The organism is Xanthomonas codiaei (assembly GCF_002939785.1).
GTDB lineage: Bacteria > Pseudomonadota > Gammaproteobacteria > Xanthomonadales > Xanthomonadaceae > Xanthomonas > Xanthomonas codiaei.
Window position 1 is genome coordinate 1 of record NZ_MDEC01000013.1, and the last position, 25,435, is coordinate 25,435.

At 68.1% G+C, this 25,435-nt stretch carries 24 protein-coding genes; 16 read left to right on the forward strand and 8 right to left on the reverse strand.

Annotated elements, in window-relative coordinates; translation table 11 throughout:
• Positions 1 to 351 precede the first annotated feature (351 nt).
• On the reverse strand, positions 352 to 1,563 hold the full coding sequence (gene tyrS / locus XcodCFBP4690_RS10835; RefSeq protein WP_104540954.1) for a tyrosine--tRNA ligase: 1,212 nt from the start codon (positions 1,561 to 1,563) through the stop codon (positions 352 to 354).
• Between the two features lie 170 nt (positions 1,564 to 1,733).
• Between tyrS and XcodCFBP4690_RS10840 the strand changes: the two genes are divergently transcribed.
• Both XcodCFBP4690_RS10840 and XcodCFBP4690_RS10845 read left to right on the forward strand, forming a co-directional pair.
• On the forward strand, positions 1,734 to 3,158 hold the full coding sequence (locus XcodCFBP4690_RS10840) for a M23 family metallopeptidase (RefSeq protein WP_104540955.1): 1,425 nt from the start codon (positions 1,734 to 1,736) through the stop codon (positions 3,156 to 3,158).
• Between the two features lie 374 nt (positions 3,159 to 3,532).
• Positions 3,533 to 4,666 carry an anhydro-N-acetylmuramic acid kinase gene (locus tag XcodCFBP4690_RS10845; protein ID WP_104540956.1) on the forward strand — a complete coding sequence of 378 codons (1,134 nt, stop codon included), beginning with the start codon at positions 3,533 to 3,535 and terminating at the stop codon, positions 4,664 to 4,666.
• 214 nt (positions 4,667 to 4,880) lie between these two features.
• Here the strand turns inward: XcodCFBP4690_RS10845 and XcodCFBP4690_RS10850 are convergent, their stop codons facing one another.
• From XcodCFBP4690_RS10850 to XcodCFBP4690_RS10860, 3 genes are all read right to left on the reverse strand, one after another.
• On the reverse strand, positions 4,881 to 5,108 hold the full coding sequence (locus tag XcodCFBP4690_RS10850; RefSeq protein WP_047692723.1) for a hypothetical protein: 228 nt from the start codon (positions 5,106 to 5,108) through the stop codon (positions 4,881 to 4,883).
• A gap of 58 nt (positions 5,109 to 5,166) precedes the next feature.
• Complete coding sequence (locus XcodCFBP4690_RS10855) at positions 5,167 to 6,462, reverse strand: AmpG family muropeptide MFS transporter (protein WP_167394568.1); 1,296 nt, start codon at positions 6,460 to 6,462, stop codon at positions 5,167 to 5,169.
• Between the two features lie 241 nt (positions 6,463 to 6,703).
• Complete coding sequence (locus XcodCFBP4690_RS10860; RefSeq protein ID WP_104540957.1) at positions 6,704 to 7,504, reverse strand: exodeoxyribonuclease III; 801 nt, start codon at positions 7,502 to 7,504, stop codon at positions 6,704 to 6,706.
• 127 nt (positions 7,505 to 7,631) lie between these two features.
• On the opposite strand from XcodCFBP4690_RS10860, the gene pyrE reads away from it, so the two are divergent.
• The 9 genes from pyrE to XcodCFBP4690_RS10905 all read left to right on the forward strand — a co-directional run bounded on the left by pyrE (position 7,632) and on the right by XcodCFBP4690_RS10905 (position 14,292).
• Positions 7,632 to 8,291 carry an orotate phosphoribosyltransferase gene (gene pyrE / locus XcodCFBP4690_RS10865; RefSeq protein WP_104540958.1) on the forward strand — a complete coding sequence of 220 codons (660 nt, stop codon included), beginning with the start codon at positions 7,632 to 7,634 and terminating at the stop codon, positions 8,289 to 8,291.
• Between the two features lie 22 nt (positions 8,292 to 8,313).
• Entirely contained in the window at positions 8,314 to 8,979 is a 666-nt protein-coding gene (locus tag XcodCFBP4690_RS10870) for a hypothetical protein (RefSeq protein ID WP_167394569.1), read from the forward strand.
• A gap of 113 nt (positions 8,980 to 9,092) precedes the next feature.
• The gene (locus XcodCFBP4690_RS10875) at positions 9,093 to 9,890 is read left to right on the forward strand and encodes a ParA family protein (protein ID WP_064507740.1); all 798 of its coding nucleotides are present in this window, start codon (positions 9,093 to 9,095) and stop codon (positions 9,888 to 9,890) included.
• A complete protein-coding gene (locus XcodCFBP4690_RS10880; RefSeq protein WP_104540960.1) occupies positions 9,890 to 10,819 on the forward strand; it encodes a ParB/RepB/Spo0J family partition protein in 930 nt (309 codons plus the stop codon). Before XcodCFBP4690_RS10875 ends, XcodCFBP4690_RS10880 begins: the two co-directional genes overlap by 1 nt.
• A gap of 28 nt (positions 10,820 to 10,847) precedes the next feature.
• Complete coding sequence (locus XcodCFBP4690_RS10885; RefSeq protein ID WP_104540961.1) at positions 10,848 to 11,186, forward strand: helix-hairpin-helix domain-containing protein; 339 nt, start codon at positions 10,848 to 10,850, stop codon at positions 11,184 to 11,186.
• Positions 11,187 to 11,205: 19 nt separating this feature from the next.
• Complete coding sequence (locus XcodCFBP4690_RS10890) at positions 11,206 to 12,171, forward strand: SDR family NAD(P)-dependent oxidoreductase (RefSeq protein ID WP_104540962.1); 966 nt, start codon at positions 11,206 to 11,208, stop codon at positions 12,169 to 12,171.
• Between the two features lie 256 nt (positions 12,172 to 12,427).
• The gene (locus XcodCFBP4690_RS10895) at positions 12,428 to 13,150 is read left to right on the forward strand and encodes a glycosyltransferase family 2 protein (RefSeq protein WP_104540963.1); all 723 of its coding nucleotides are present in this window, start codon (positions 12,428 to 12,430) and stop codon (positions 13,148 to 13,150) included.
• Positions 13,150 to 13,491, forward strand: a complete 342-nt coding sequence (locus tag XcodCFBP4690_RS10900; RefSeq protein WP_104540964.1) for a lipid-A-disaccharide synthase N-terminal domain-containing protein — start codon at positions 13,150 to 13,152, stop codon at positions 13,489 to 13,491. The genes XcodCFBP4690_RS10895 and XcodCFBP4690_RS10900 overlap by 1 nt, the downstream gene beginning before the upstream one ends.
• A 246-nt stretch (positions 13,492 to 13,737) precedes the next feature.
• On the forward strand, positions 13,738 to 14,292 hold the full coding sequence (locus XcodCFBP4690_RS10905) for a hypothetical protein (RefSeq protein WP_341871614.1): 555 nt from the start codon (positions 13,738 to 13,740) through the stop codon (positions 14,290 to 14,292).
• 126 nt (positions 14,293 to 14,418) lie between these two features.
• On the opposite strand, the gene XcodCFBP4690_RS22415 is transcribed toward XcodCFBP4690_RS10905, so the two are convergent.
• From XcodCFBP4690_RS22415 to coaBC, 3 genes are read right to left on the reverse strand one after another with little or no spacing between them, the layout of a single operon-like run.
• Positions 14,419 to 16,764, reverse strand: a complete 2,346-nt coding sequence (locus XcodCFBP4690_RS22415; protein WP_146091881.1) for a phosphomannomutase/phosphoglucomutase — start codon at positions 16,762 to 16,764, stop codon at positions 14,419 to 14,421.
• A 12-nt stretch (positions 16,765 to 16,776) separates the two neighbouring features.
• On the reverse strand, positions 16,777 to 17,244 hold the full coding sequence (gene dut / locus XcodCFBP4690_RS10915) for a dUTP diphosphatase (RefSeq protein WP_104540966.1): 468 nt from the start codon (positions 17,242 to 17,244) through the stop codon (positions 16,777 to 16,779).
• Positions 17,241 to 18,512, reverse strand: coding sequence for a bifunctional phosphopantothenoylcysteine decarboxylase/phosphopantothenate--cysteine ligase CoaBC (gene coaBC / locus XcodCFBP4690_RS10920; RefSeq protein ID WP_104540967.1), 1,272 nt, complete (start codon positions 18,510 to 18,512; stop codon positions 17,241 to 17,243). Before coaBC ends, dut begins: the two co-directional genes overlap by 4 nt.
• 96 nt (positions 18,513 to 18,608) lie before the next feature.
• Between coaBC and radC the strand changes: the two genes are divergently transcribed.
• From radC to XcodCFBP4690_RS10945, 5 genes are all read left to right on the forward strand, one after another.
• Entirely contained in the window at positions 18,609 to 19,295 is a 687-nt protein-coding gene (radC, locus tag XcodCFBP4690_RS10925) for a RadC family protein (protein WP_104541046.1), read from the forward strand.
• A gap of 310 nt (positions 19,296 to 19,605) precedes the next feature.
• A complete protein-coding gene (argS, locus tag XcodCFBP4690_RS10930; RefSeq protein WP_104540968.1) occupies positions 19,606 to 21,294 on the forward strand; it encodes an arginine--tRNA ligase in 1,689 nt (562 codons plus the stop codon).
• Positions 21,295 to 21,451: 157 nt separating this feature from the next.
• A complete protein-coding gene (locus tag XcodCFBP4690_RS10935) occupies positions 21,452 to 22,345 on the forward strand; it encodes an SPOR domain-containing protein (RefSeq protein WP_104540969.1) in 894 nt (297 codons plus the stop codon).
• A gap of 6 nt (positions 22,346 to 22,351) precedes the next feature.
• Positions 22,352 to 22,882, forward strand: a complete 531-nt coding sequence (locus tag XcodCFBP4690_RS10940) for a hypothetical protein (protein WP_104540970.1) — start codon at positions 22,352 to 22,354, stop codon at positions 22,880 to 22,882.
• A 28-nt stretch (positions 22,883 to 22,910) separates the two neighbouring features.
• Complete coding sequence (locus XcodCFBP4690_RS10945) at positions 22,911 to 23,666, forward strand: SDR family NAD(P)-dependent oxidoreductase (RefSeq protein WP_104540971.1); 756 nt, start codon at positions 22,911 to 22,913, stop codon at positions 23,664 to 23,666.
• Positions 23,667 to 23,849: 183 nt separating this feature from the next.
• On the opposite strand, the gene XcodCFBP4690_RS10950 is transcribed toward XcodCFBP4690_RS10945, so the two are convergent.
• Positions 23,850 to 24,974 carry an acyltransferase family protein gene (locus tag XcodCFBP4690_RS10950; RefSeq protein WP_104540972.1) on the reverse strand — a complete coding sequence of 375 codons (1,125 nt, stop codon included), beginning with the start codon at positions 24,972 to 24,974 and terminating at the stop codon, positions 23,850 to 23,852.
• Between the last annotated feature and the right edge of the window lie 461 nt (positions 24,975 to 25,435).

Sequence of the window (25,435 nt, forward strand, 5' to 3'; positions counted from 1 at the left end):
GTTGCCGCCGCTGCACCTCCACCTGCCGAAGCAGCTTTCCGTGTAGCGAGCCGCCCATCATAGCCGGCTTTTGCGTTTCGTCAACACCCTATATCAGGGAATTTCCGAACCCTGTCTGCGTCGTCGCCGCGTTTGCGGCTCGGTTGCGTCGGGGGAGGCGAACTATATGCCTGCTAAACGGTTTTGGGAAGTGATTTGTGAAAAATATTTCACGAATCTTCCTGAAACCTTGCGCTGCCGCGCAAACCCCACTGGCATTCGTGGTCTGAACGTGTCGCCGCAGCTGACGTCACCGCGTATAGAGGAATCGGCAGCCCATGCGATTGCCGCTCTGCAGCAGGCTGGCACGCGTCAGTCGTTGACCAGCATCACACGGGCGAAGTTGCGCTTGCCGACCTGAATCACGCCCTCAAACCCCGGGACGAGCGTATGCGCCGCATCTTCGATGACTTCGCCGTCGATCTTGACCGCGCGCTCCTTCAGCTTGCGCGTCGCTTCGGAATTACTTGGCGTCAGACCAGCTGCGGTCAGCAGACTGGCGATTCGCAGACCCTCGGCCGGCACCGCGACTTCCTGCAAGGGCAACAGGCTGGTGTCGCCCTGCCCGGTCACCACGGCATGCCAGCCTGCGATCGCCTGCTCAGCGGTGGCCGCATCATGAAAACGCGTGGCCAATTCGCGCGCCAGCCGCAATTTGACATCGCGCGGGTGCAACTCGCCGGTTGCGACCTGCTCCTTCAGCCGCGCCGCTTCGGCCACGCCGATCTCAAAGGAGAGCAGATCGATCCAGCGCCAGGTCAGCTCGTCGCCGATCTTCATGGTCTTGGTGACGATGTCGATGGCCGGCTCATTGATGCCGATGTAATTGCCCAGCGACTTGGACATCTTGGCCACGCCGTCCAGGCCTTCCAGCAACGGCATGGTCAGCACGATCTGCGGGGCCTGGCCGTAATGCTCCTGCAGGCCTCGGCCCATCAATAGGTTGAACTTCTGATCGGTGCCGCCCAGCTCGACATCGGCCTTCAAGGCCACCGAGTCGTAGCCCTGGACCAACGGATAGAGGAACTCGTGGATGGCGATCGGCTGCTGCCCGGTGAAACGCTTGGCGAAATCGTCGCGCTCCAGCATCCGGGCCACGGTGTGCTGGGCGGACAGCTTGATCATGTCCGCCGCGGTCATCTGCCCGAACCACTCGGAGTTGAAGCGCACTTCGGTGCGCTCGCGGTCCAGGATCTTGAAGACCTGCTCTTCATAGGTGCGTGCATTGGCCAGCACGTCCTCGCGGCTGAGTGGCTTGCGGGTGACGTTCTTGCCGCTGGGGTCGCCGATCATGCCGGTGAAGTCGCCGATCAGGAAGATGACCTGGTGCCCGAGCTGCTGGAATTGCCGCATCTTGTTGAGCAGCACGGTGTGGCCCAGGTGCAGGTCCGGCGCGGTGGGATCGAAGCCGGCCTTCACCCGCAGCGGTACGCCCGATTTCAGGCGGGCTTGGAGCTGATCGAGCTTGAGGATCTCGTCGGCGCCACGGCCGATGAGTGCGAGGGATTCTTCGATAGTGGCCAACGACGGACTCCAGCGGCAATTGCCGTCAACAACATGAATGAGGTTAAACGCAAGTTAATTTAGCGCCAAGCGAAAATAATGAACAGGCTCAATGGTTTGACGCGCTGTTACAGCCTGTCTATGGTACCGGCGATTGGGCTCGCACTTCGAGCCATCGAGGACATTGAACGATGCAGAACTCCGAGCAGGGCCGTGCACGCAAGCGGCGCTTCCACGAACGCCTCCACGTTCTCCACGACACTGCACTGCATCGCAAGCTCAAGGCGCATCTGCCGGCCGCGTTCAACGATCGTTGGACACGCCGTCATTGGATCCACGCCAGCCTGTTCGCGACCATCGGCGCGATGGTCGCGACCATTGTGCCCGGCTTCTCCAATGCGATCGACACACCGCTGTCCAGCCATTCCACGCTGGCGTTGCCGCTGCCGCCGCTGGTGCCCAGCCGCAAGCAGCTGGCACCGAGTACCGAATGGGAGATCCTGCAGGTTAAGCCGGGACAGACGCTGAGCACCTTGTTCGGCGAATTGGGAATTCCGACCACGGTGATGTATCAGGTGCTGTCCCATCCCGGCACCAAGGAGGCGCTGACCAAGCTGCATCCGGGGACCGAGATCGCATTCGATATGCCGACGCCGGGACAGCTGCGGGCGTTGCGCTTCGATCGCGACGACAGCCACCGGGTGGAACTGCGCCTGCTGGGCGACAGCGTGCGCGAGAAGGTGACCGAGCGGGCGACGACCACGCGTACGGTGGTGGCCAGTGGCGAGATCACCAGCTCGCTGTACGCCTCGGCCGACAAGTCCGGGTTGTCGCCGGCCGCGGTGGCGATCATGACCGACGAGATCTTCAAGTACGACATCGACTTCGACAAGGACCTGCAGCCGGGCGACCGCTTCAGCGTGGTGATGGACGAGACCTGGCGCGAGGGCGAGCGGATCAACACCGGCGACATCCTGGCGGCGACCTTCACCACCGGCGGCAAGACCTACACCGGCTTCCGCTTCGAACGCGCCGGCAAGCCGGCCGAGTACTACGACATCACCGGTCGGCCGCTGAAGAAGAGCTTCATCCGCATGCCGGTGGCCTATAGCCGCATCAGTTCCACCTTCGGTGCGCGCCGGCACCCGGTGCTGGGCACGATGCGCATGCACAAGGGCGTGGATTACGCGGCCGCCTCGGGCACGCCGATCATGGCCGCCGGCGATGCGCGGGTGGTGTTCGTCGGCACCCAGCGCGGCTATGGCAATGTGGTGATCCTGGACCACGGCAGGAACTACAGCACGCTGTATGGTCACATGTCGCGCTTCGGCAAGATCAAGGCCGGCCAGCGCATCAACCAGGGCACGGTGATCGGCTATGTCGGCATGACCGGCCTGGCGACCGGCCCGCACCTGCATTACGAATTCCGCGTGGGCGGGCAGCAGCGCAATCCGATGTCGGTGACCATGCCGCCGCCGGAGCCGTTGCAGGGCGCCGAACTGGCCGCCTTCCGCGCGCAGACCGCACCGGCGATGGCGCGTATCGAAGGCATGGAGAAGCTGATCTACGCTGACGCCGACGCCGGCAAGCCGGCCAGGGGTAAGTCGCGCGGCTGAGCGCGCACGGCCGGGCAACGGCGGTGGCGGCCAGGCGGCGTTGATCGAGCAGAAGGTGGCCCCGGCATTGGGGCCACGTTGCATGGCTGGGTAACAGCCCAACGGCTCGCCGCGGCTCGCTGCACGCCATACGTGTCGACACGTTCCACTCGCCGTGGCAGGTCTTGCCAGCCTATCGCGCCGAGCTGAAGCGTACTCGCCAGCAATGCCCGCGACCTGCGGGGGACCGGGACGGCCGCTGTCCGAAAGGGCACCCATCCAGGCCTTGGGCCCGGCCGCGATGCGGGTATTGCTCATTGGTGTCGAGCGCCAGACGGGTTGACGGCCACGGCCTAGCTGCACAAGCTGGCCGACCTTGCATTTCCGGCTTCGGCATGCCTGCTTTGGAACACGTTGACCCCCCGCTTTACCTGGGCCTGATGTCGGGCACCAGCGCCGACGGCATCGACGCGGCGCTGGTGCGCTTTGCCGACGACAGTCATCGCCGCTGCGCGTTGGTGGCGGGCATCACGGTGCCGTGGGCGCCAGCGTTGCGCGAACTGCTGGTTGCGCTGGGCCAGGGCGCGGAGACGGTCGCCATCGATGCGCTTGGGCGGCTGGATGCGCAGGTGGGGCTGGCGTTCGCCGCCGCCGCCAACCAGCTCATCGACGAGGCCGGGGTGGCGCGCGCACGTATTCGCGCGATCGGCTCGCATGGGCAGACCATCCGCCACCGGCCAAACGGGGATCTGGCCTTTACCTGGCAGATCGGCGATGCCAGCCGGATCGCCGAGCACACCGGCCTGACCACGGTGGCCGATTTCCGCCGCCGCGATGTCGCTGCCGGTGGACAGGGCGCGCCGCTGATGCCGGCGTTTCATCTGGCCATGCTGGGTACGGGCGATGAAGACCGCGCGGTGCTCAACCTGGGCGGCATCGGCAACCTGACCCTGATCCCGCGCGAGGGCACGGTGCTGGGCTTCGACACCGGGCCAGCCAACGCGCTGCTGGACAGCTGGTGCCAGCAGCATCACGGCAGCGCATTCGATGCCGACGGTGCGTTCGCGGCCAGCGGCCAGGTGGATACGCGCCTGCTGCAGGCGTTGCTGGCCGACCCGTGGTTTGCGCTGGCGCCGCCCAAGAGCACCGGGCGCGAGCAGTTCCACCTGGCCTGGATAATGCAGGCGATGGGCGATGCGCGCCTGCGCCCGGCCGATGTGCAGGCGACCTTGCTGGAACTCACCGCAGCCACCGTGGCCGACGCCTTGCTGCGGCTGCAACCGCAAACCCGCCGGGTGCTGGTCTGTGGCGGCGGCGTACGCAATCCGGTGCTGATGGCACGCCTGGCGGCACGGCTGCCGGGGGTGGTGGTGGAATCCAGCGCGCGGCATGGGCTGGATCCGGATTATCTGGAAGCGATGGGGTTTGCCTGGCTGGCGGCCGAACTCCTGGCCGGGCGCCCGGCAAACCTGCCGTCGGTCACCGGCGCGGCGCGGCCGCGGTTGCTGGGGGCGATCCATCCAGCCTGAGGGTCTTCCCAGGCCATTGCCAGCAGCCGGCGCAAGAGGATTAGAAGCTTGGGGCGAACGTGGGCTGTGGCCGGCTGCCATCCGGGCTTGGAACGGGCTTGCCTGGCGCCGATCAGGTGGCCCGCTGGTTGAGGGTCAGGATGCTCCACCGCTGCGCGTGTTGCGGATCGGCCCTTTCCAACCCTGCCTGGCAGCCGCCGCAGTTCGCCTGCCGCTAGGGATTGTTCCCGGCCGGCAGCGCTTTGAGCGCGGCAATCGCTTCGGCCAGGGCATCGACTTCTGGATGCTGCAGGCCGCCGGTGACTTCGTATTCGCTGGCGAACAGGCCTTGTTCGAGCAGATGCATGACGGTCTGGTGCTGGGTCCAGCCCCGTGCGACGGAAATGCGGCGGATGCGGTCCACCAGCAGCGGATCGATGTCACGCAACACCAGATCGGTCATGCCCTTCCTCGTGCGATGCAGTGCCCCGTCGGCATCATCGACAACCTTGACGGCGGTTTCAATCCGGCTGCCTGTCGTGTGCCAGCAGGCGCGGCCAGAGCCAGGCCAATAGCAGCAGGGTCGGGATCACCGTCAGCGCGCTGAGGATGAAGAAGGTGCTGTAGGACGTGGCCTGGACCAGAAACCCGGACACGCCGCCAGCGAACTTGCCCGGCAGATTGGCCAGCGATACCAACAATGCGTATTGCGTGGCGGTGAAGTTGCGGTCGGTCAGCGACGACATGAAGGCCACCAGCACGGTGGCTGCGAAGCCCTGGAACAGGTTGTCGGCGCTGAGCGCCGCATAGAAGGCCCACAGCTTGCCCGGGTTGTGCGCCATCAGCAGGAACGCCAGGTTGGACAGCGCCACACCCAGCGCAGCCACCAGCAACATGCGACGGAAGCCGAATGCCGCCACCGCCGCGCCGCCGGCAAAGGCACCGACAATCCCGATCCACACGCCGAACAGCTTGGAGACGGTGGCGATATCGGCCTTGGTGTAGCCGGAATCCAGATAGAACGGCCCGGCCATCACGCCGATCACCTGGTCCGGGAACTTGTACAAGCCCACGAACAGTAGCAGCACGACCCCTAACGCCACGCCGTTGCCGGAAAAGAAGCTGGAGATGGGTTGCCAGAATGCTCCTGCCACATCGACGCGGCGGACCACCGTGGCTTCGGGTCGGTCGGGCTCGCGGCACACCAGCGTGGTGATGATCGGCAGCAGCATCAGCGCCGACATGCCCAGGTACGCCCAGGTCCAGTCGAGGTATTCGGCCATGTACAGCGCACCGGCGCCGCCCAGGATCAGGCCGATGCGGTACCCCAGGGTGTAGGTCGCGGCCAGCGCTGCCTGCGCGGTTTCCGGTGCGATCTCGATGCGGTAGGCGTCCACCACCGAATCCTGGGTGGCGCCCCAGAACGAGGCGAACAGCACCCAGCTCACCAGCCCCGTCACGCTCAGGTCCGGGCGCGAGAATGCCAGCGCAACCAAACCAATGGTGACGCCGATCTGCGCGACCAGCAGCCAGGAGCGGCGGCGGCCGAGGAAGGCGGTGAGCGGAAACGCGTAGCGGTCGATCAGCGGCGCCCACAGGAACTTGAGCAGATAGAAGAAGCTGGCCAGGCTGATCAGGCCGATGCTGCCCAAGTCCAGCCCGACATCACGCAACCGTGTGGACAGCGTTTGCGAGGCGATCAACAGGAACGGCAGGCCGCTGCCGAAACCCAACAATGCCATGGTCGCCGCCGATGGCGTGGCGAAGGCTTGCCGGATCCCGCGCAGGCCTTTGTACCTGGGTGCGGGCTTGCTCATGCGTGCGGCCGGTGGGATCGGATGCTGGTCGATGCTGCGCGGGCAGTGTTACCGACCGCGGCGCGGGCAGGGCTGACGCAAACGCACAATCGGCACCCTGAAGGATCTGCAGCCCTTGCGCTGCGGCGCGCTACCGCCCGCATGCGCGCGATGCCTGCCTGCGCCACGCCACCGGACGCGCGCCAATCCCGAGTAGCGGCACTCCTGCCCAGTCCAGCGCCGATCCACTGTGCGGCCTCACTCACAGTGCGTAATCCACGACATACGGCGCATGGTCGGAGAAGCGCTGCTCGCGGTAGATCGCGCAGGCCTGCAGTGCCTCGCGCAGGCCGGGGGTGACCAGTTGATAGTCGATGCGCCACCCCACGTTGTTGGCGCGCGCGGCACCGCGGTTGCTCCACCAGGTGTAGTCCTGGCCCTGCGGATGCAACACGCGGTAGCTGTCGACCCAGCCTCGCCCATCGGCGGCGCTGGCCTCGCTTGCCGCATCCGCGCACAGCCCGTTGAGCCAGTCGCGCTCGGGCGGCAGGCAGCCGGAATTCTTCTGGTTGGACTTCCAGTTCTTGATGTCCAGCGCGGTGCGCACGATGTTCCAGTCGCCGCACAGCACGTACTGGCGGCCGCTGGCCAGCCACTGGTCCAGGATCGGCCGCAGCCACTGCATCACCTGAAACTTGTAGTCCTGGCGCACCTCGCCCGACGAGCCGGAGGGAATATAGAAGGACACCACGCTCAGGTTGCCGAAACGCGCCTCGATGTAGCGCCCTTCTTCGTCGAACTCGGGCCAGCCCAGCGCACTGCGCACTTCGTCGGGTTCGCGCCGGGCGTAGATCGCCACGCCGCTGTAGCCCTTCTTGGTGCTGGCGTCGCGAAACCAGGCCTTGTAGCCGGCCGGCAGGAATTCCGGCCCGGCCAGTTGGTGTTCCTGGGCCTTGGTCTCCTGGATGCACAGCACATCCGCGTCCTGGGCGACGAACCAGTCGAAAAAGCCCTTGCTGGCGGCCGATCGCAGGCCATTGGCGTTGAAGCTGATGATGCGCATAGATGAAGAGCCGGGATTCGGGAGTGGGAATTGGGGATTGGCGAAAGCGTACCGCATCGGCGGATGCCGCAAGGCGCGACCGGCTATGCTTTCCAATCCCGAATCCCCACTCCCCAATCTCGTCACCATGACCGACCACCGCACCCGATTCCTGCAGCTGGCCCTGGACGCCGATGCCTTGCGCTTTGGCGAGTTCACGCTCAAGTCCGGGCGGTTGAGCCCCTACTTCTTCAATGCCGGGCGCTTCGATTCCGGGGCCAAGACCGCGCGGCTGGCGCAGTGCTATGCCGATGCGATCGACGCGGCCGGGGTGGAGTTCGATCTGGTGTTCGGGCCGGCCTACAAGGGCATCCCGCTGGCAACGGCGCTGGCCTGTGCCTACGCAGGACGCGGCCGCGACCTGCCGCTGGCGTTCAATCGCAAGGAAGCCAAGGACCATGGCGAAGGCGGCAGCCTGATCGGGGCGCCGCTGACCGGCCGCAAGGTGCTGATCGTGGACGACGTGATCACCGCCGGCACCGCAATCCGCGAGGCGCTGGGCATCATCCGCGCAGCCGGCGGCACCCCGGCCGGCATCGTGGTGGCGCTGGACCGGCAGGAGATCGCCTCCGAGCAGGACCGCCGCTCGGCGGCGCAGGCGGTGGCGGCCGAGGCCGGCATTGCGGTGATCGCGGTGGCCAACCTGGCCGACCTGCTTGCTTTTGCGGCAGGAAACGCCGACCTTGTCGGCTACCGGGAGCCCCTGCTGGCCTATCGTGGCCGCTACGGGACCGACACCACAGGCTGACGGCAGGCGACAGGGGGCTGCGATGATGCCGAGATACACACGTTTGGCGTTATGCGCCGCCGTCATGGCGGCCCTGGCCGCCGCGCCTGCCATCGCGCAGGACAAGTCGGCGGCGAAGAAACTGTATTGCTGGAACCAGAACGGCGCCCGGGTGTGCAGCGATACGCTGCCGCCGGAGGCGGTGAACCAGGCGCGCGACGAGTTCAACGCCAAGAGCGGGCTGCGCAGCGCCGAGGTGCAGCGCGCGATGAGCAGCGACGAGCGCGCCGCCGCCGCGGCCAGCGAGCAGCAGCGCCAGGCCGATCTGGCCGCAGAGCAGATGCGCAAGCGCACCGACCAGGCGATGCTGATGTCGTATCAGAGCGAGGACGACCTGCGCCGGGTGTTCAACGAGCGCATCGCCATCGTCGACAACAACATCCACACCGCACGCTTCAACGTGACCAGCCTGCGCGAGGGATTGGCCAGCCTGCTGCGCGCCGCCGGCGACCGGGAGCTGGCCGGCCAGGCGGTGGCAGACAAGCTGGCCGGCGACATCCAGCAACGCCATCGCGAACTGATGGCGCAGTTGCGCCTGCAGACCAGCTTCGAGCAGCAACGGGTGGCGCTGGACGGGGAGATCGCCGACATCCTGCAGCGCTACCGTGCCATGCAGGCGCCCGCCGGCAGCGCCGCGCCCGCCGGCTGACCCGCAGCGGTCATTCCGACGCGTGGGCGCCGCCGCCGCGGGCGGCATTTCCCGATCCGACGCCCTGCCCGCATAATGGCCGGTCTTACTCCTTGCCCACGAGGCTCTCCCGCATGGCCCGGATCATCGCCATTGCCAACCAGAAGGGCGGCGTCGGCAAGACCACGACGGCAGTCAATCTGGCGGCCGGCCTGGCGCGCGCGCCCAAGCGCGTGTTGCTGGTGGATCTGGACTCGCAGGGCAACGCCACCATGGGCAGCGGCATCGACAAGCGCGATGTGGCGGCCTCCACCTGCGACCTGCTGCTGGGCGAGAACAGCGCGGCCGAGATCCGGGTCACCGCGCCGGAAGGTTTCGACCTGCTGCCGGGCAACATCGACCTGACCGCCGCCGAGATCCAGCTGATGGACCAGGGCGAGCGCGAGCAGCGGCTCAAGCGCGCGCTGGCGCCGATCCGTGACGAGTACGACTTCATCCTGATCGACTGCCCGCCGGCGTTGTCGCTGCTGACGCTCAACGCGCTGACCGCGGCCGATTCGATCATCGTGCCGATGCAATGCGAGTACTACGCGCTGGAAGGGCTGACCGCGCTGCTGGAAACCATCGAAGCGCTGCGTGCCAACCTCAACCCGGCGCTGGAGATCGAAGGGGTGCTGCGCACCATGTTCGACATCCGCAACAACCTGGCCAATGCGGTGTCGGCCGAGCTGACCGAGCATTTCGGCGATAAGGTGTTCCGCACCATCGTGCCGCGCAACGTGCGCCTGGCCGAGGCACCCAGCCATGGACAGAGCATCGTGGGCTACGACCGCACCTCGCGTGGCGGGGTGGCCTACCTGGGCCTGGCCGGCGAGATCGTGCGCCGCCAGAACGACCGCAACAAGGCCGTCCGGCCCGTGGAGACCGTCTGATGAGCAAGCCGCCGCTGGCAAAGAAGCGTGGCCTGGGCCGCGGCCTGGAAGCGCTGCTGGGGCCCAAGGGTGCGGCCGCCGCCGCAGCACCGGCCGGTGCCGACGAACAGGCCTTGCAGCCCGGCGACACCCTGCGCACCTTGGCGGTGACCCAGCTGCAGCCGGGCAAGTACCAGCCGCGCCAGGAGATGGACGAGGTCAAGCTGGCCGAGCTGGCGGAGTCGATCAAGGCGCAGGGCGTGATCCAGCCGATCGTGGCGCGCGAGCTGGCGCCGGGGCAGTTCGAGATCGTGGCCGGCGAACGCCGCTGGCGCGCCTCGCAGCTGGCCGGGCTGACCGACGTGCCGGTGGTGGTGCGCGAGCTGGACGACCGCACCGTCATCGCGATGGCGCTGATCGAGAACATCCAGCGCGAAGACCTCAACCCGCTGGAAGAAGCGCAGGCGCTGCAGCGGCTGATCGACGAATTTTCGCTGACCCATGCCGAGGCCGCCGAAGCGGTGGGCCGCTCGCGCGCGTCGGTGTCCAACCTGCTGCGGCTGCTGGAACTGCCGGTGGCGATCCGGGTGCTGCTGGAAACCCGCCGCCTGGAAATGGGCCATGCGCGTGCGCTGCTCACCCTGGCACCGGAACTGGCCAGCAAGCTGGCCCAGGAAGCGGCCGACCAGGGCTGGTCGGTACGCGAGGTGGAACACCGCGCACAGCAGTTTGCCGCCGGCAAGGTGCCGGGCGGGCTGCGCCGTGGCAAGCCGACGCCGGTTGCGCCGCAGGCCGACATCGCCTCGCTGGAAACCGAACTGTCCGAATCGCTGGGCACCAAAGTGGTGTTCAATCACGGCCGCGGCGGCAAGGGCAAGCTGGTGATCCACTACACCGACCTGGACACGCTGGAAGGCGTGCTGGAACGGCTGCGCCTGCACAAGGGTTAAGGCCGCGGCCCGCGCACGAGGAGCACCGATGCATCCTGCCAAGGTCGACCGCGCGCAGCTGCGGCGCCTGACCGACCTGCCCAATGTCGGTCCGGCCTGCGTACAGGATCTGCATCTTCTCGGCATCCACGAGCCGGCGCAGCTGCGTGGCCGCGATGCGTTCGAGATGCATGCCCAACTCTGCCAGCGCAGCGGGGTGCGGCACGACCCGTGCGTGATCGATGTGTTTCTGTCGATCGTGCGCTTCATGCAGGGCGAGGCGCCACGCCACTGGTGGGAATTCAGCGCCGAGCGCAAGGCGATCCTGGCGAGCCGACCCGCGCTGACGGCGGAGCCGCCATCTGGCGACCCCGCCCTTCGTACTTGATGTCTTCAGGACTACTGCCATGACCATTCTCGTCACCGGCGCCGCCGGTTTCATCGGTGCCTACACCTGCCGCGCCCTGGCTGCACGCGGTGAGACGGTGGTGGGCCTGGACAACTACAACAGTTACTACGACCCGCAGCTCAAGCGCGACCGGGTGGCGGCGCTGTGCCCCGGCATCGACATCCGCACGCTGGATCTGACCGACCGCGACGGCCTGGCCGCGTTGTTCGATCAGATCCAGCCAACCCGCGTGGTGCACCTGGCCGCACAGGCCGGCGTGCGCTATTCGCTGGAAAACCCGCATGCCTATGTCGACAGCAACTTGGCCGGCTTCGTCAACATGCTCGAGCTGTGCCGGCACCGCGGCGTGCAGCATCTGGTGTATGCCTCCAGCAGCTCGGTCTATGGCGACTCGGCCACCCCGCCGTTCTCCGAAGACCAGCGCGTGGACCAGCCGCGCTCGTTGTATGCCGCGTCCAAGGCCGCCAACGAACTGATGGGCTACACCTATGCGCAGTTGTACGGCCTGCGCGCGACCGGGCTGCGCTTTTTCACCGTGTACGGTCCATGGGGCCGGCCGGACATGGCGCCGCTGATCTTCAGCCGCGCGGTGCTGGCCGGGCGCCCGATCGAGGTGTTCAACCACGGCAGGATGCAGCGCGACTTCACCTTCGTGGACGACATCGTGGCCGGCGTGCTCGGCGCGCTGGACACGCCCAGCGACGCGCCGGTGCCGCACCGGGTGTTCAACCTGGGCAACCACACGCCGGTGGAGCTGGAGACCTTCATCGAGGTGATCGCCCAGGCCGCCGGTCGCCCGGCCGAGAAGGTCTACAAGCCGATGCAACCGGGCGACATGCTCCGCACCATGGCCGACACCCGGCGCGCGCAGGCGGCCTTCGGCTTCGATCCGGCCACGCCGGTCGAACGCGGGCTGCCGCAGGTGGTGGACTGGTGCCGGAACTACTTCGGCGACCGCGCCTGAGCGTGATGCAGCGCAGGTGACACCGCGGGCCAGGGAGCGCTCGGCCGCCGCCGCAACTCGTACACTGCAGCGATAGCAGCCACCCGGCGGCCATCAGCGTGCCAAGGCACGCCTGGCGGCATGCGCCCTACACGCTCCCGGCCGCTTGTGCGCATGCCGGCACGGCGGATGCGCACAGGCTTCATGCCTGGCTCAGACGCTCAGGGCACAATGCGCGATCTTTTTTGCTCTGCCCTCCTCCGGCCACCACGAATCCATGAGCCAACCTCAGCTTTCCGTCGTCGTCCCGGTGTTCAACGAACGCGACAACGTCGCGGCCCTGGTCGGCGAAATCGTCGCAGCACTGCGCGGCCTGGTGGCCTTTGAAATCGTCTATGTCGACGACCACTCGCGCGACGACACCCTGGCCGTGCTGCAAGGTCTAAAGGCCACCACGCCGGAATTGCGCGTGCTGCACCACGTGACCCAGAGCGGGCAAAGCACGGCGGTACGCAGCGGGGTCAAGGCCGCGCGCGCCAGCTGGATCGCCACCCTGGATGGCGATGGCCAGAACGACCCGGCCGACATCCCCAAGCTGCTCATCGCGCGCAGCCAGGCGCAGCCGCAGGTCAAGCTGTTTGCCGGCTGGCGGGTCAACCGCCAGGATTCCGGGTCCAAGCGCTGGGCCAGCAAATGGGCCAACGCGATCCGCTCGCGCATGCTGCAGGACAACACGCCCGATACCGGCTGCGGCATCAAGTTGTTCGAGCGCGAGGCGTTCCTGGACCTGCCCTACTTCGACCATATGCACCGTTACCTGCCGGCCCTGATGCAACGCGCCGGCTGGCGCACGGTGAGCGTGCCGGTGAACCACCGCCATCGCACCGCCGGCGTCTCCAAGTACAACAATCTCAATCGCGCGCTGGTGGGCATCCGCGACCTGCGCGGCGTGGCGTGGCTGATCACCCGCAGCAAGCGCACCGTGGTGGAGGAGCGTTGATGGAACCGTCGTTTCTCGACCAGCAGCTGACCTGGCTGTACTGGACCGGTATCCATGTCACCGGCTGGAAGCTGATCGGCTATGTGGGCGCGCTGATGTTCGGCGGCCGCTGGCTGGTGCAGTTCGTTGCCTCCAAGCGCGCCGGCAAGCCGGTGATCCCGCGGCTGTTCTGGTACATGAGCGTGGTCGGCAGCCTGATGACGCTGAGCTACTTCGTGTTCTCGGCCAAGCAGGATTCGGTGGGCGTGCTGCAGAACCTGTTCCCGGCGTTCACTGCGTTTTACAGCCTGTATCTGGATGTGAGGCATCGCGGCTGGAAGCGTGATCGGGCTGGGCATTGAGGGGCTGGGATTGGGGATTGGGGATTGGGGATTGGGGATTCGTCGGTAGTCGGTCGCCGGCGCGCACACGCCGTGTTGGTGGATCTATCGCTCCAGACGGCGCCAGGTTGTTCTTGTGGCTGGCCGCGTTGCGAAAAAGTGCTGCAGCTGGGCGCCCGATCCTTACGCGGCGTTGCGCAGGTGGCCGACGCCCTGGTGCGCGGCTGGATGATGTCGATGCCCTGACGGCATGGGCAAGCTGTGGGCATGTCCAGCATGTCCCTCCCCTGTTCGGTTTTCATGCCAGCGCCCACTGCGGCGTATTGGCATCTGTGCCTGCCCACGCATCAGGATGTGCCCTTGTTCGCGGACTGGCGCTGCGCGCGTGCGGCCGCGGCCACGTTGGCGATGCCGCGCCATTGGCACGGCGCGCAGCTGCTGTGCTGGGTGCTGCTGCCGCAGCGCTGGTGTGGCCTGTTGCAGGCACCGGGCAAGGCGGGCCTGCTGCAACTGGCTGGCGCCGCACGGCTGGCAGCCGGCGAAGCGGTCAATCGCGCACGCGGGCGCGGCGGCACCATCTGGCAACCGGAGATGCAGGCGGCGGCGCTTCCAGCGGATATCGATCACCGGCAGTTCGCGCGCAGCCTGGTGGCGTCGCCGTTGCGCATCGGGTTGGTCGACCGGATCGGCGCGTATCCGTATTGGGATGCGGTGTGGCTGCAGCGCGACGGCCCTCGGGCCTTCGAACTGCCGGTTGCGGCCAACGGCCTGCACCTGCATGCAGTGGCCGGCAGTGCCGGTCGCAGCGGCAGCGAGTATTGAGCCTGCCGATGCGGCAGGCCTGCTTCGCTGCCGGATGGCCCACCTCCTTCGCCGCCATCCTGCTGCGCCACGACCGACGGTGCTGCCGCTGGAGGGGCAACGCCGCGGGTGGCCTTGCCCGCTGGCTCAGAACGCCAGCGGATGTTCGGGCAACAGCGCCTGCAATTCACTGCGGAACAGCGCGCGGATACGCTCCAGCGCCGCCTCGCTGTCGGCTTCGAACCGCAGCACCAGGATCGGCGTGGTGTTGGAGGCGCGCACCAGGCCCCAGCCGTCGACGAAGTCCGCCCGCAGGCCGTCGATGGTGGACAGCCGCGCCGACTCGAACGGCGATTCTTCGCCCGCCTGCGCACGCGCGACCACGCGCGCCACCAGCGCATGCGCATCGCCTTCCACCGGCACCTTGATCTCCGGCGTGGAGACGCTTTCGGGCAGTGCGTCCAGCACCTCGGACGGGGTTTGCTCGCGCTGGGCCAGGATTTCCAGCAGGCGTGCGGCCGCGTAGATGCCGTCGTCGAAGCCGTACCAGCGTTCCTTGAAGAAGAAGTGGCCGCTCATCTCGCCGGCCAGTTCGGCATCGGTTTCGCGCATCTTCGACTTGATCAGCGAATGCCCGGTCTTCCACATCAGCGGGCTGCCGCCGTTGCGCAGCACGTAATCGGACAGCTTGCCGGTGCACTTCACGTCGTAGATGACCAGCGCGCCGGGATTGCGCTGCAGCACGTCGGCGGCGAACAACATCAGCAGGCGGTCGGGGAACACCACCGCGCCTTCCTTGGTCACCACGCCCAGGCGATCGGCGTCGCCGTCGAAGGCCACGCCGATATCGGCGTCGAAACGCTGCACCATGTTCACCAGATCGTCGAGATTGTGCGGCTCGCTCGGGTCCGGATGGTGGTTGGGGAAGGTGCCGTCGATGTCGCAATACAGCGGCACCACTTCGGCGCCGATCGCTTCCAGCAAGCGTGGCGCGATCTCGCCGGCCGCGCCATTGCCGGCGTCCACGACGACCTTGATCGGGCGGTCGAGCTGCACGTCGTCGGCGATGCGCTGGATGTAGGCGTCGCTGAGATCGTGCTGTTCCAGCTCGCCGGGCGTGGCCGCGGTGTGCAGGCGGCCTTCGTTGATGCGCTGGTGCAACTCGGCGATGGCCGTGCCGGACAGCGTCTCGCCCCCGATGACGATCTTGAAGCCGTTGTAGTCCGGCGGATTGTGGCTGCCGGTCACCGCTACGCAGCTGCCGGCACGCAACTCGTACGCACCGAAGTACACCACCGGCGTCGGTGCCAGACCGATGTCGGTCACGTTGCAGCCGGCGCGCCGCAGGCCTTCGATCAGCCCGTTGCTCAGTTCCGGGCCGGACAGCCGTCCGTCGCGGCCCACCACCACATCGCGCAGACCCTGGGCCTGCATCACGCTGCCGATGGCCTGGCCGATCAGCGCCGCCACGCCGGGATTGAGGTCTTTTCCAACCACGCCCCGGATGTCGTAGGCGCGGAACATGTCGGTGGCGACCTGCACCGCCGGCACCAGCGCTGGCGTGGCGGGCTGCGCTGCCTCATCCGGCACAGCCGCCTGGCTGGCAAGGCTGGCGTCGTGTTGCAGGCTTTGACTGAAGGTGGGTTCGTCGGCCGTCGGCGCGCCGGCGACGCGGCGACGCGGCAAGGCCACCCGGCCACGGCTGGCCAGCACCAGCAACACGGCAATGACGCCCAGCAAGCCCGCCACGATGGCGCAGCCCACCGCGCCCAGGCCCAGCGGGCCGGCATCGCCCTGCGGCACCGCTGCGGCCACGCGCAGGCCGCTGGTGCCCAGCGGCCTGGCCAGCGTTTCGGCGGCATCGGACAGTGCCGCATCACCCTGTTGGGCCACGTTGTAACTGCCCTGGCGCAGCGCCAGGTAGGCGCTGCCGGGCACCGCGATCGCGTCCAGCGGGCCGGTCAGGCGCAGCAGCGGCAATCGCGCATACGCCACTGCCGGCTGCCCGCCCAGGCGCACCGCGGCCGCCACGCCCAGGCGCACCTGCCTGGCGTCGCGCACCACGCGCACCTGCGCATGGTCGGCCACCTGCGCCGATTCGAGCAGGCTCAGGCGCGCGTAACCGAAATCCTTGGGGTTGGCATAGGCCGCTGCCAGGTCGCCAGGCAGCACCTGCACGTCCTCGGCGCCCTTGAAACGCTCACGGACGATCGAGGCGGCGGCCAATGCGTCGCCGTTGCCCAGCGCGGTCACGACCGCTGGTTGCTTGAGCACGGCGTCGAGCTGGCTGGCCTGCGCGGCCATCGCCTGGCCGACCTCCTGCACCGCACGGTCGCGGGCCTGCTCCAGCGTCTGCGCAATCGACTCTTCGTGCCATTGCGCATAGCTATTCCAGCCGAACCACGCGGCCAGCAGCAGCAACACGCCCCCCAATACCGGACCACTCGTACGCACGCTGGACATCGACTGCCTGCGCTCGTTCGCCTTGCTCATGCGACTCCCCCGTCAGCGCATCCCGGTGTGGCCGAATCCACCCGCTCCCCGCGCGCTGTCGACGAAAGTATCCACCACTTGCAGGCCCACGCGCACGATCGGCAGGATCACCAGCTGCGCGATGCGGTCGCCCGGCTCGATGGTGAAGGCCTCGCGCCCACGATTCCAGGTGCTGATCAGCAGCGGCCCCTGGTAATCGGCATCGATGAGCCCGGTGCCGTTGCCGAGCACGATGCCGTGACGATGGCCCAGGCCCGAACGCGGCAGGACCACCGCGCACAGCTGCGGGTCGGCCAGATGGATGGCGATGCCGCTGGGAATCAGCGCCGCGTCGCCGGGTTCCAGCGTCATCGGCGCTTCCAGTGCGGCGCGCAGGTCCATGCCTGCGCTGGCCTCGGTGGCGTAGGCCGGCAACGGCCATACGTCGCCGAAGCGCGGATCGAGCAACTTCAGCTGCAAGGAGTAGGTCGGGTCGCTCATGCCTGCAATCTCTCCGCGATCAGGGCCAGCAGTTGGTCGGCCAGCTGGGTCTTGCTGCTGCTGGGGAACACACGCTCGCCGCCCTGCCAGTAGGCGGTGGCGGCGTTGTTGTCGCTTTCGAACCCGCCGCCCTCGATCCCCACCTGGTTGGCGATGATCAGGTCCAGCCGCTTGGCCGCCAGCTTGCCGCGCGCGTAATGCTCCACGTCGTGCGTTTCGGCGGCAAAACCGACCACCAGTTTGAGCGCGCCGGTCTGCGCGGCCACCTCGGACAGGATGTCCGGCGTGCGCACCAGTTCCAGGGTCAGGGTTTCGCCGGTCTTCTTGATCTTCTGCGATACCACCCGTTTGGGCGTGTAGTCGGCCACCGCGGCCGCGCCGATGTAGATGTCGGCCGGAAACGCGCCCAGCACCGCGTCGCGCATCTGCGCGGCCGAGCGCACGTCGGTGCGCTGCACCCCGGGCGGGGTGGTCTGGTGCACCGGTCCGCTGACCAGCACGACGTCGGCGCCCTGGCGGGCGGCGGCAGCGGCCAGGGCGTAGCCCATCTTGCCGCTGCTGCGGTTACCGACGTAGCGCACCGGGTCCAGGTCTTCGAACGTGGGGCCGGCGCTGATCACGATACGCAGGCCTTCCAGCTGCGCGCTGCTGGGAATGAACACCGGCGTGGCCGCAGCCGGGGCGGCAGGGGATGCGGCCGCCACGGCGCCGGTTCCGGCCAGTGCAGCCACGATCGCTGCCGGCTCGGCCAGCCGGCCGGGGCCGGATTCGCCTTCGGCCAGCGGACCGTCCTCGGGGCCGATCACCGCCACGCCGCGCGCGCGCAAGGTGGCGATGTTGGCCTGGGTGGCCGCATGCAGCCACATGCGGTGGTTCATCGCCGGGGCCACGATCAGTGGCGCGGTGGTCGCCAGGCACAGCGTGGTGACCAGATCGTCGGCCAAGCCATGTGCCAGGCGCGCCAGCAGGTCGGCGGTGGCCGGGGCCACGACCACCCGGTCGGCCCAGCGCGCCAGTTCGATATGCCCCATCGCCTGCTCGGCGGCACTGTCCCATAGCGTGGTGCGGGTCGGGTGCCCGGACAGCGCCTGGAAGCTCAGCGGAGTGACGAACTGCTGGGCGCCGCCGGTCATGGCGACCTGCACCTGCGCGCCGGCGTCGCGCAGGCGACGGACCAGTTCGAGCGATTTGTAAGCGGCAATGCCTCCGCCGACGCACAGCAGCAAGCGCTGTCCGTCCAGGGGGCGGGCCTGAGTGGAGCCGATCACGTCGGAGTCGTCCTACGGTTACAAGGACAACTAGATTAGCCGATGGCCCTGCCTGGCCTGATGGGCGTGGGCGATAAGCACCGGCAATCTCGCCATATGCACATACACGACTGGCCCAGCACCGAACGCCCGCGCGAAAAACTCCTGGCGCGCGGCGCGCCCGCCCTCTCCGACGCCGAGCTGCTGGCGATCTTCGTCGGCTCGGGCCTGCGCGGCCAGGACGCGGTCAAGACCGCGCGCGAGCTGCTGCACCGGCACGGTCCGCTGCGCGTGCTGCTGGACCGCCCGGCCTCGGCCCTGGCGCGCCTGCCCGGCCTGGGCCCGGCCTCGGCGTGCAAGCTCAACGCGGCGCTGGAACTGGCGCACCGCCACCTGATGAGCGGGCTGGAGCGCGGCGAAGCGCTCAGCGACCCACCCAGCGTGGGCCGCTATTTTTCCCAGCGGCTGCGCGCACGCAGCTACGAAGTGTTTGCGGTGCTGTTCCTGGACAACCGCCACCGCGCCATCGCCTTCGAGGAAATGTTCACCGGCACCATCGACGGCGCCGACATCCATCCGCGCGAGGTGGTCCGCAAGGCGCTGCTGCACAACGCCGCGGCGGTGATCGTCGGGCACAACCACCCGTCCGGCAATCCGGAGCCGTCCGAGGCCGACCGCGCAGTCACCCAACGCCTGCTGCAGGGGCTGGACCTGGTGGATATCCGCCTGCTGGACCACTTCGTGATCGGCGATGGCCGGCCGGTATCGCTGGCCGAGCGCGGCTGGCTGGACTGGCGCGCTTGATGCCTGCCCGGGATGCGCTGCCATCCGGGCAGATGCCGTCATCAGCGAGGCGGGGCCGATGCTGCGCGGCCCCGGGAACGCGGCGCGCTCGGCGCGGCTGACGGCCATTGCGTACGGGAAGCGGCCTGTGCCACGGGTGATCTGCAACGCCCGGGCAATACTGCCGGCCGCAGATCCCTGTTGCGCCTGCGTGGTCGTCGCGTCGTGCTGGGGTGGATCGTTTGAGCCGGCGCGCCGACCTGAACCATCGGCCGGACCCTGCGCCGCGCGGTCGGGTAAAATCGCTGGTTTGGTTCCAAGCAGATCCCACGTGAAAGCCCAACTCCGCGCACTGATCGGCCAAGGCATCGAAGCCTTGCGCGCCAACGGCACCCTGCCCGCCGACACCCTGCCGCCGGATTTTGTGGTCGAGCGACCCAAGACCCGCGAGCATGGCGACTTCGCCACCAATGCGGCAATGCTGCTGGCCAAGCTCGCGCGCAGCAATCCGCGCGCACTGGCACAGGCGCTGGTGGCCGCGCTGCCGGCCAGCGACGATGTGACCAAGGTGGAGATCGCCGGTCCCGGCTTCATCAATTTCCATCTGGCGCCTACCGCGTATCAGCGCGAAGTGGCGCATGTGATCAAGCAGGGCCACGACTACGGCCGCGGCCTGGCCGGCAACGGCCGCTCGGTGGGCGTGGAATACGTTTCGGCCAATCCCACCGGCCCGCTGCACGTCGGTCATGGCCGCGCCGCGGCGATCGGCGACAGCCTGGCGCGCGTGCTCGATGCCAATGGCTGGAACGTCAAGCGCGAGTTCTACTACAACGATGCCGGCGTGCAGATCGAGAACCTGGCGCTGTCGGTGCAGGCGCGCGCGCAGGGGCTCACCCCCGACAGCGACGGCTGGCCGGAGAGCGGCTACCGCGGCGACTACATCGCCGACGTGGCCAACGCCTACCTGGCCGGCGATACCGTCGACCTGGAGGGCCATCTGGTCACCGGCACCAAGGATCCGTCCGATCTTGAATCGATCCGCCGCTTCGCGGTGGCGTATCTGCGCAACGAGCAGAACCACGACCTGGCGGCGTTCCGCGTCGACTTCGATATCTATTTCCTGGAAAGCTCGCTGTACAAGGACGGCAAGGTCGAAGAAGCGGTGCAGAAGCTGATCGCCTCCGGCCACACCTACGAAGAAGGTGGCGCGTTGTGGCTGAAGTCCACCGACTTCGGCGACGACAAGGACCGCGTCATGCGCAAGTCCGACGGCACCTACACCTACTTCGTGCCGGACGTGGCCTACCACCTGACCAAGTGGCAGCGCGGTTACGAGCGCGCGATCACCGAACTGGGCGCCGACCACCACGGCTCGCTGACGCGCGTGCGCGCCGGCCTGCAGGCGCTGGAGCTGGGCATCCCGCAGGGCTGGCCGGAGTACGTGCTGCACCAGATGGTCACGGTGATGCGCGGCGGCGAGGAAGTGAAGCTGTCCAAGCGTGCCGGCAGCTACGTCACCCTGCGCGACCTGATCGAGGAAACCAGCGCCGATGCGGTGCGCTGGTTCCTGATCGCGCGCAAGCCCGATTCGCAGCTCACCTTCGACATCGACCTGGCGCGTGCGCAGAGCAACGACAACCCGGTGTTCTACGTGCAATACGCGCATGCGCGGGTGTGCAGCGTGCTGCGCCAGGCGCAGGAAAAGGGCTTCAAGTACGAACAGGCCAATGGCCTGGCCCAGCTGGCGCGGCTGGACGACGAGCACTCGCTTGCGGTGATGCTGGAGCTGTCGCGCTACCCGGAAGTGGTGGAGATCTCTGGCCAGGCGCTGGAGCCGTACCAGATTGCGCAGTACCTGCGTGAATTGGCACATGCTTTCCACACGTGGTATCACAACAGCAAGGTGCTGGTGGACGATGCCGCCGAGCGCGACGCCAAACTCACCCTGGCGGTGGCCACCCAGCAAGTGCTCGCCAACGGCCTGGAACTGCTCGGCGTCAGCGCTCCGGAAAAGATGTAGGCACGCCGCCGGGATGCCGCAGCCGGGTGTGCACATCCGGCTGCGGCGCAGGCACGGCAGCCCGCTCATCGCCTGCGCCGCACCCGGCAGCAGGCGCAGCGATTGCCGCAGCAAGCCGGGCAACGGCCCGCAACGACACGATTCGGAGAAGTGGTAGATGGCAGCACGACGCGGTAAGAGCCAGGCACGACGCAACACCAGCAATGGCACGCCCGGTTGGGTGTGGTTGGTGGCGGGCGCCGCGATTGCGGCGGTGATCTTCCTGGCCGCGCCCAACCTGTTCAAGAAGAACGGCGACGGCTTCCTGCGCGTGGGCCCGCGGGCCAATCCCGATGCGCAGCCCGAGCCGGTGGCCGATGCCGACACCGATACGCCGGCCGAGCTGCCCAGGCCCAGCACGCAGCCGCCCAAGCCGCAGACCAAGCCCGGCGATGCGCAGACCCAGTACGACTTCTACACCTTGCTGCCCGGCAAGGAAGTGCAGATGTCCGATGCGGAACTGGCCGCCAGCGCGCGTGCCGAGGAAGCTGCGCGCGCGCGCGCGGCGCTGGAAGGCAAGCCGGTGCCACCGGCACCGGGCGCCGCAGCCAGCGTCGCGGCGGCCACGCCTGCCGCCAGCGTGCCGGTGCCGTTGAACGAACCGGCCGCCCGCGTGCCCAAGCCGTTGCCGGAAGCCGCCCAGACCCGCCCGGCCGCCACGCCTGCGCCAACCAGCACCGCCGCGCTCACCACGCCAGCGGCCACGGCGCCCAAGCCGGCTATCGCCGCAGCCGGCACGACGGCGTCCAGCCCTGCCGCCGCGCCTGCGGTGACCGACAACACCCGTTACATCCTGCAGGCCGGCTCGTTCGGCGCCTCCGGCGATGCCGAATCGACCAAGGCCAAGCTGGCGATGATGGGCCTGGCCGCCCGGGTCGAATCGGCCGAAATCAGTGGCAAGACGGTGTATCGCGTGCGCATGGGGCCGTACGGCAGCGCCGGCGAACTGGCCGAGGCCAAGCAGAAACTCACCGGCAGCGGCTTGCCTGCCATCGCGATCAAGGCGCAGTAAGCGCAGGTGATGCGCCGCCTCGCCGGCTCGCTGCTGGGACTGCTCGCGCTGATCGGCAGCGCGCAGGCCACCGAGCAGATCCCCGACCGCATCCAGATCGACGGCCGGCAGGCAGACCTGCTGGCGGAGCCCTTGTCCGGGCCGCTGGACGATCCCGCCACCTGGAAGCGCTTCGTCGCCAGGGCCGGCACGGCCCTGGGCAGCTGTACGGCCAACTGGCGCGGCTACCAGGCGTTCTGGCGCCTGGACGCACAGCAGCTGGTACTCGATCGGGTGGTGCTGGGCGCCTGCCGCGACGCACCGCCGGAGCTGCCGCTGGAAGTGGTGTTTCCCGGCCAGCGCGCGCCGGTAGCGGCGGTGTGGGTGGATGGCGAATTGATCCTCGCGTTGCCGCCTGCCGCAGAGGCGCCATCGGCGGCGGCCAGCTATCGGGTCCTGCGGCTGCGCCGCGGCCGGGTGATCGCGCAAGACACCCTGACCGGGCAGATGCTGCGCGCCCGCCGCGCTGCAGCCGCCAGCGGCGACCCCGTTCCCTGATACCCCCTTCCCCTGCCTGGAGTTCCCCATGTCCAAGACCGTCATGATCACCGGCGCCACCTCCGGATTCGGCAGCGCCGCGGTGCGCCGCTTCGCCGCCGCCGGCTGGAAGGTCATCGCCACCGGCCGGCGTGCCGAGCGCCTGGAGGCGTTGGCCGCGGAACTGCCGGCCGGCCAGGTGCACACCGCCGCCTTCGACATGCGCGATGCGCCTGCGCTGGCGGCGGCCATCGACGCGCTGCCGGCCGCCTTTGCCGACATCGACGTGCTGGTCAACAACGCCGGCCTCGCACTGGGCACCGCGCCTGCGCAGCAGGCCGACCTGCAGCAGTGGCAGCAGATGATCGATACCAATGTCACCGCCCTGGTGACCCTCACCCACCGGCTGCTGCCGGCATTGATCGCACGCCGCGGCGCCATCATCAACATCGCCTCGGTGGCGGCCACCTACCCGTACACCGGCGGCAATGTCTACGGCGGCACCAAGGCCTTCGTGCAGCAGTTTTCGCTGGGCCTGCGCTCGGACCTGCACGGCACCGGCGTGCGCGTGACCTCGATCGAACCGGGCATGGCCGAAACCGAATTCACCCTGGTGCGCACCGGCGGCAACCAGGCCGCGTCGGACACGCTCTACCGCGGCGCCACCCCGATGACGGCCGAAGACATCGCCGAGCAGATCTTCTACGTGGCCAGCCTGCCGGCGCACCTGAACATCAATCGGCTGGAAATCATGCCGGTGACGCAGTCGTTCGCCGGTTTCCAGGTGGCGCGCGACCCACAGTGAGGCGGCAGGCGGGATCTGCACGCTCGTCGGGTGCAGCTCCCGCCGCAACCGGCAACGTGCGTTGCGCGAGCGTGCGCTGGGCGAGGCGCAATGCGGTCGCCTCCATCCTGTGTCGTGGCCGCGTCGTACGTGGCAACAGCTCATCGCCTGTCCTGGGAGCTGCAGCGCCGACCGTCGCGTCGGTCACTGCGCTGCGGTCTGCAATGCCCGTGCTCGCCGCCGTACCAGGCTGCCGCGCAGCTGCAGGAAGGGCCGTTCCACACCGTAATGCAGCACCGCGCCCGCCAGCAGGGCCGCAACGCCATACGCGGCAAACGCCAGCACGCCCCGCCCTTCCAGTGCAGTGCCGAACCACGCCTGGGTGAGGTGGAAGACGGCCTTGTGGGTCAGGTACAGGCTGTAGGAGACCGTCGCCAGCCAGGCCGCGCCGGGCACATGCAGGCGGCCAGACAGGCTGTCGGTCGCGCTGCCCGCCAGCACCAGCAAGGCCAGGCCGACCGAAAGCACCGGCCAACCCACCGCATTGCCGATCAGGCCGGTGCGCTCGCGAAACAGCCACATCGCCAGGGCCAGCGTCGCGATACCGGCCAGCAACCAGGTGCCTCCACGCTGCTGCAGCCGTTGCCAGGTCTGCGGGCGAAACACCTTCAGCACTGCGAGCGCTACGCCGGCCAGCAGGCCGTCGAGACGGTTCCAGGTGGGGTAGTAGATGTCTTCGACAAACCAGTTGCGCTGCTGCCCGGCGCCGATCTGATCCAGCGCGGTGTTGTGCAGCCATACGCTGCTGCGCAAGGCGATGCCGGCCACCACCACCGCCATGCACAGGGCGATGAAGCGGGCTGCCGACGGGCGCCGCAGCAATAGCGTGGCCAGCAGCGGGAACACCAGATAGAAATGCTCTTCCACGCACAGCGACCAGGCGTGCGAGAAGGCGGCCTGCTGGCCGTAATCGACGAACAGGTTCAGGGTGAAACTGGCGAACATCCACCACGGCGCCAGCCCGGGCGCTTCGCGAAACCCCGGCCACGCCATGTAGACGATCAGTACCACCGCAAACGCCGGCAGGATGCGCAAGGCGCGCCGCAGGTAGAAGTCCCTGACATCCAGCCGCTGCCCGCGCGCCAGCGGTGTCAGCACCTGGTTGCCGATCAGAAACCCGCTCAGCACGAAGAACAGGTCCACCCCCATCCAGCCGTAGCGCGACAGCCACGCCCAGTCCGGCCCCAGCCCGCCGACCACGAAGGAATGGAACAGCATCACCCAGACGATGGCGATGCCACGCAGCAGGTCCAACGCGGGATAGCGCATGTGGGGAATACAGACCAGGGAGGCGCGATTGTGCCCCACGCACGGTGTGTGCATAACCGCTTGCGGCGCGGACCGGGCATCGGCTGGCCGCATCGCGTGGGTGCAAGCTGGTTCTTGCGTGTGCAAGGACCCGGTGTTCGGAGGGTACGCCTGCATCGCACCACACCATGACCGCCGCATACCGATCGACGACGATCATGACCAACGCTGCATCGGTCGCGCCCGGGTGGCTGTACCGCCCCGGCGCAGGTACCGCCGCCACTGGTGCGGCGATCCATACCGCGCATGACCTGCCGTGCGACAGGCCACCGATCCGCAGCGCCTGCCGCCTGCCGCCCGTCGCAAACAGAAGCCTGGAATCGAAGACGCGCAACGCGCCGAAACCACGGATTAGCACCAACTTTTCTTTATAGCATTTGCTATATTACCCGCAGCCAGCCGGTCCGTTTCGGCCAGCCCTC

Bases quoted from the DNA above. Each gene is read 5' to 3' on its own strand.
- XcodCFBP4690_RS10850 (WP_047692723.1), bottom strand. From the start codon at position 5,108: ATGACCGATCTGGTGTTGCGTGACATCGATCCGCTGCTGGTGGACCGC.
- XcodCFBP4690_RS10855 (WP_167394568.1), bottom strand. From the start codon at position 6,462: ATGAGCAAGCCCGCACCCAGGTACAAAGGCCTGCGCGGGATCCGGCAA.
- XcodCFBP4690_RS10860 (WP_104540957.1), bottom strand. From the start codon at position 7,504: ATGCGCATCATCAGCTTCAACGCCAATGGCCTGCGATCGGCCGCCAGC.
- XcodCFBP4690_RS10950 (WP_104540972.1), bottom strand. From the start codon at position 24,974: ATGCGCTATCCCGCGTTGGACCTGCTGCGTGGCATCGCCATCGTCTGG.
- radC (WP_104541046.1), top strand. From the start codon at position 18,609: ATGCACATACACGACTGGCCCAGCACCGAACGCCCGCGCGAAAAACTC.
- XcodCFBP4690_RS10895 (WP_104540963.1), top strand. From the start codon at position 12,428: ATGAGCCAACCTCAGCTTTCCGTCGTCGTCCCGGTGTTCAACGAACGC.
- XcodCFBP4690_RS10945 (WP_104540971.1), top strand. From the start codon at position 22,911: ATGTCCAAGACCGTCATGATCACCGGCGCCACCTCCGGATTCGGCAGC.
- XcodCFBP4690_RS10890 (WP_104540962.1), top strand. From the start codon at position 11,206: ATGACCATTCTCGTCACCGGCGCCGCCGGTTTCATCGGTGCCTACACC.
- pyrE (WP_104540958.1), top strand. From the start codon at position 7,632: ATGACCGACCACCGCACCCGATTCCTGCAGCTGGCCCTGGACGCCGAT.
- XcodCFBP4690_RS10875 (WP_064507740.1), top strand. From the start codon at position 9,093: ATGGCCCGGATCATCGCCATTGCCAACCAGAAGGGCGGCGTCGGCAAG.
- XcodCFBP4690_RS10870 (WP_167394569.1), top strand. From the start codon at position 8,314: ATGATGCCGAGATACACACGTTTGGCGTTATGCGCCGCCGTCATGGCG.
- XcodCFBP4690_RS10905 (WP_341871614.1), top strand. From the start codon at position 13,738: ATGTCCAGCATGTCCCTCCCCTGTTCGGTTTTCATGCCAGCGCCCACT.
- XcodCFBP4690_RS10935 (WP_104540969.1), top strand. From the start codon at position 21,452: ATGGCAGCACGACGCGGTAAGAGCCAGGCACGACGCAACACCAGCAAT.
- XcodCFBP4690_RS10900 (WP_104540964.1), top strand. From the start codon at position 13,150: ATGGAACCGTCGTTTCTCGACCAGCAGCTGACCTGGCTGTACTGGACC.
- XcodCFBP4690_RS10880 (WP_104540960.1), top strand. From the start codon at position 9,890: ATGAGCAAGCCGCCGCTGGCAAAGAAGCGTGGCCTGGGCCGCGGCCTG.
- XcodCFBP4690_RS10845 (WP_104540956.1), top strand. From the start codon at position 3,533: ATGCCTGCTTTGGAACACGTTGACCCCCCGCTTTACCTGGGCCTGATG.
- XcodCFBP4690_RS22415 (WP_146091881.1), bottom strand. From the start codon at position 16,764: ATGAGCAAGGCGAACGAGCGCAGGCAGTCGATGTCCAGCGTGCGTACG.
- dut (WP_104540966.1), bottom strand. From the start codon at position 17,244: ATGAGCGACCCGACCTACTCCTTGCAGCTGAAGTTGCTCGATCCGCGC.
- XcodCFBP4690_RS10885 (WP_104540961.1), top strand. From the start codon at position 10,848: ATGCATCCTGCCAAGGTCGACCGCGCGCAGCTGCGGCGCCTGACCGAC.
- XcodCFBP4690_RS10840 (WP_104540955.1), top strand. From the start codon at position 1,734: ATGCAGAACTCCGAGCAGGGCCGTGCACGCAAGCGGCGCTTCCACGAA.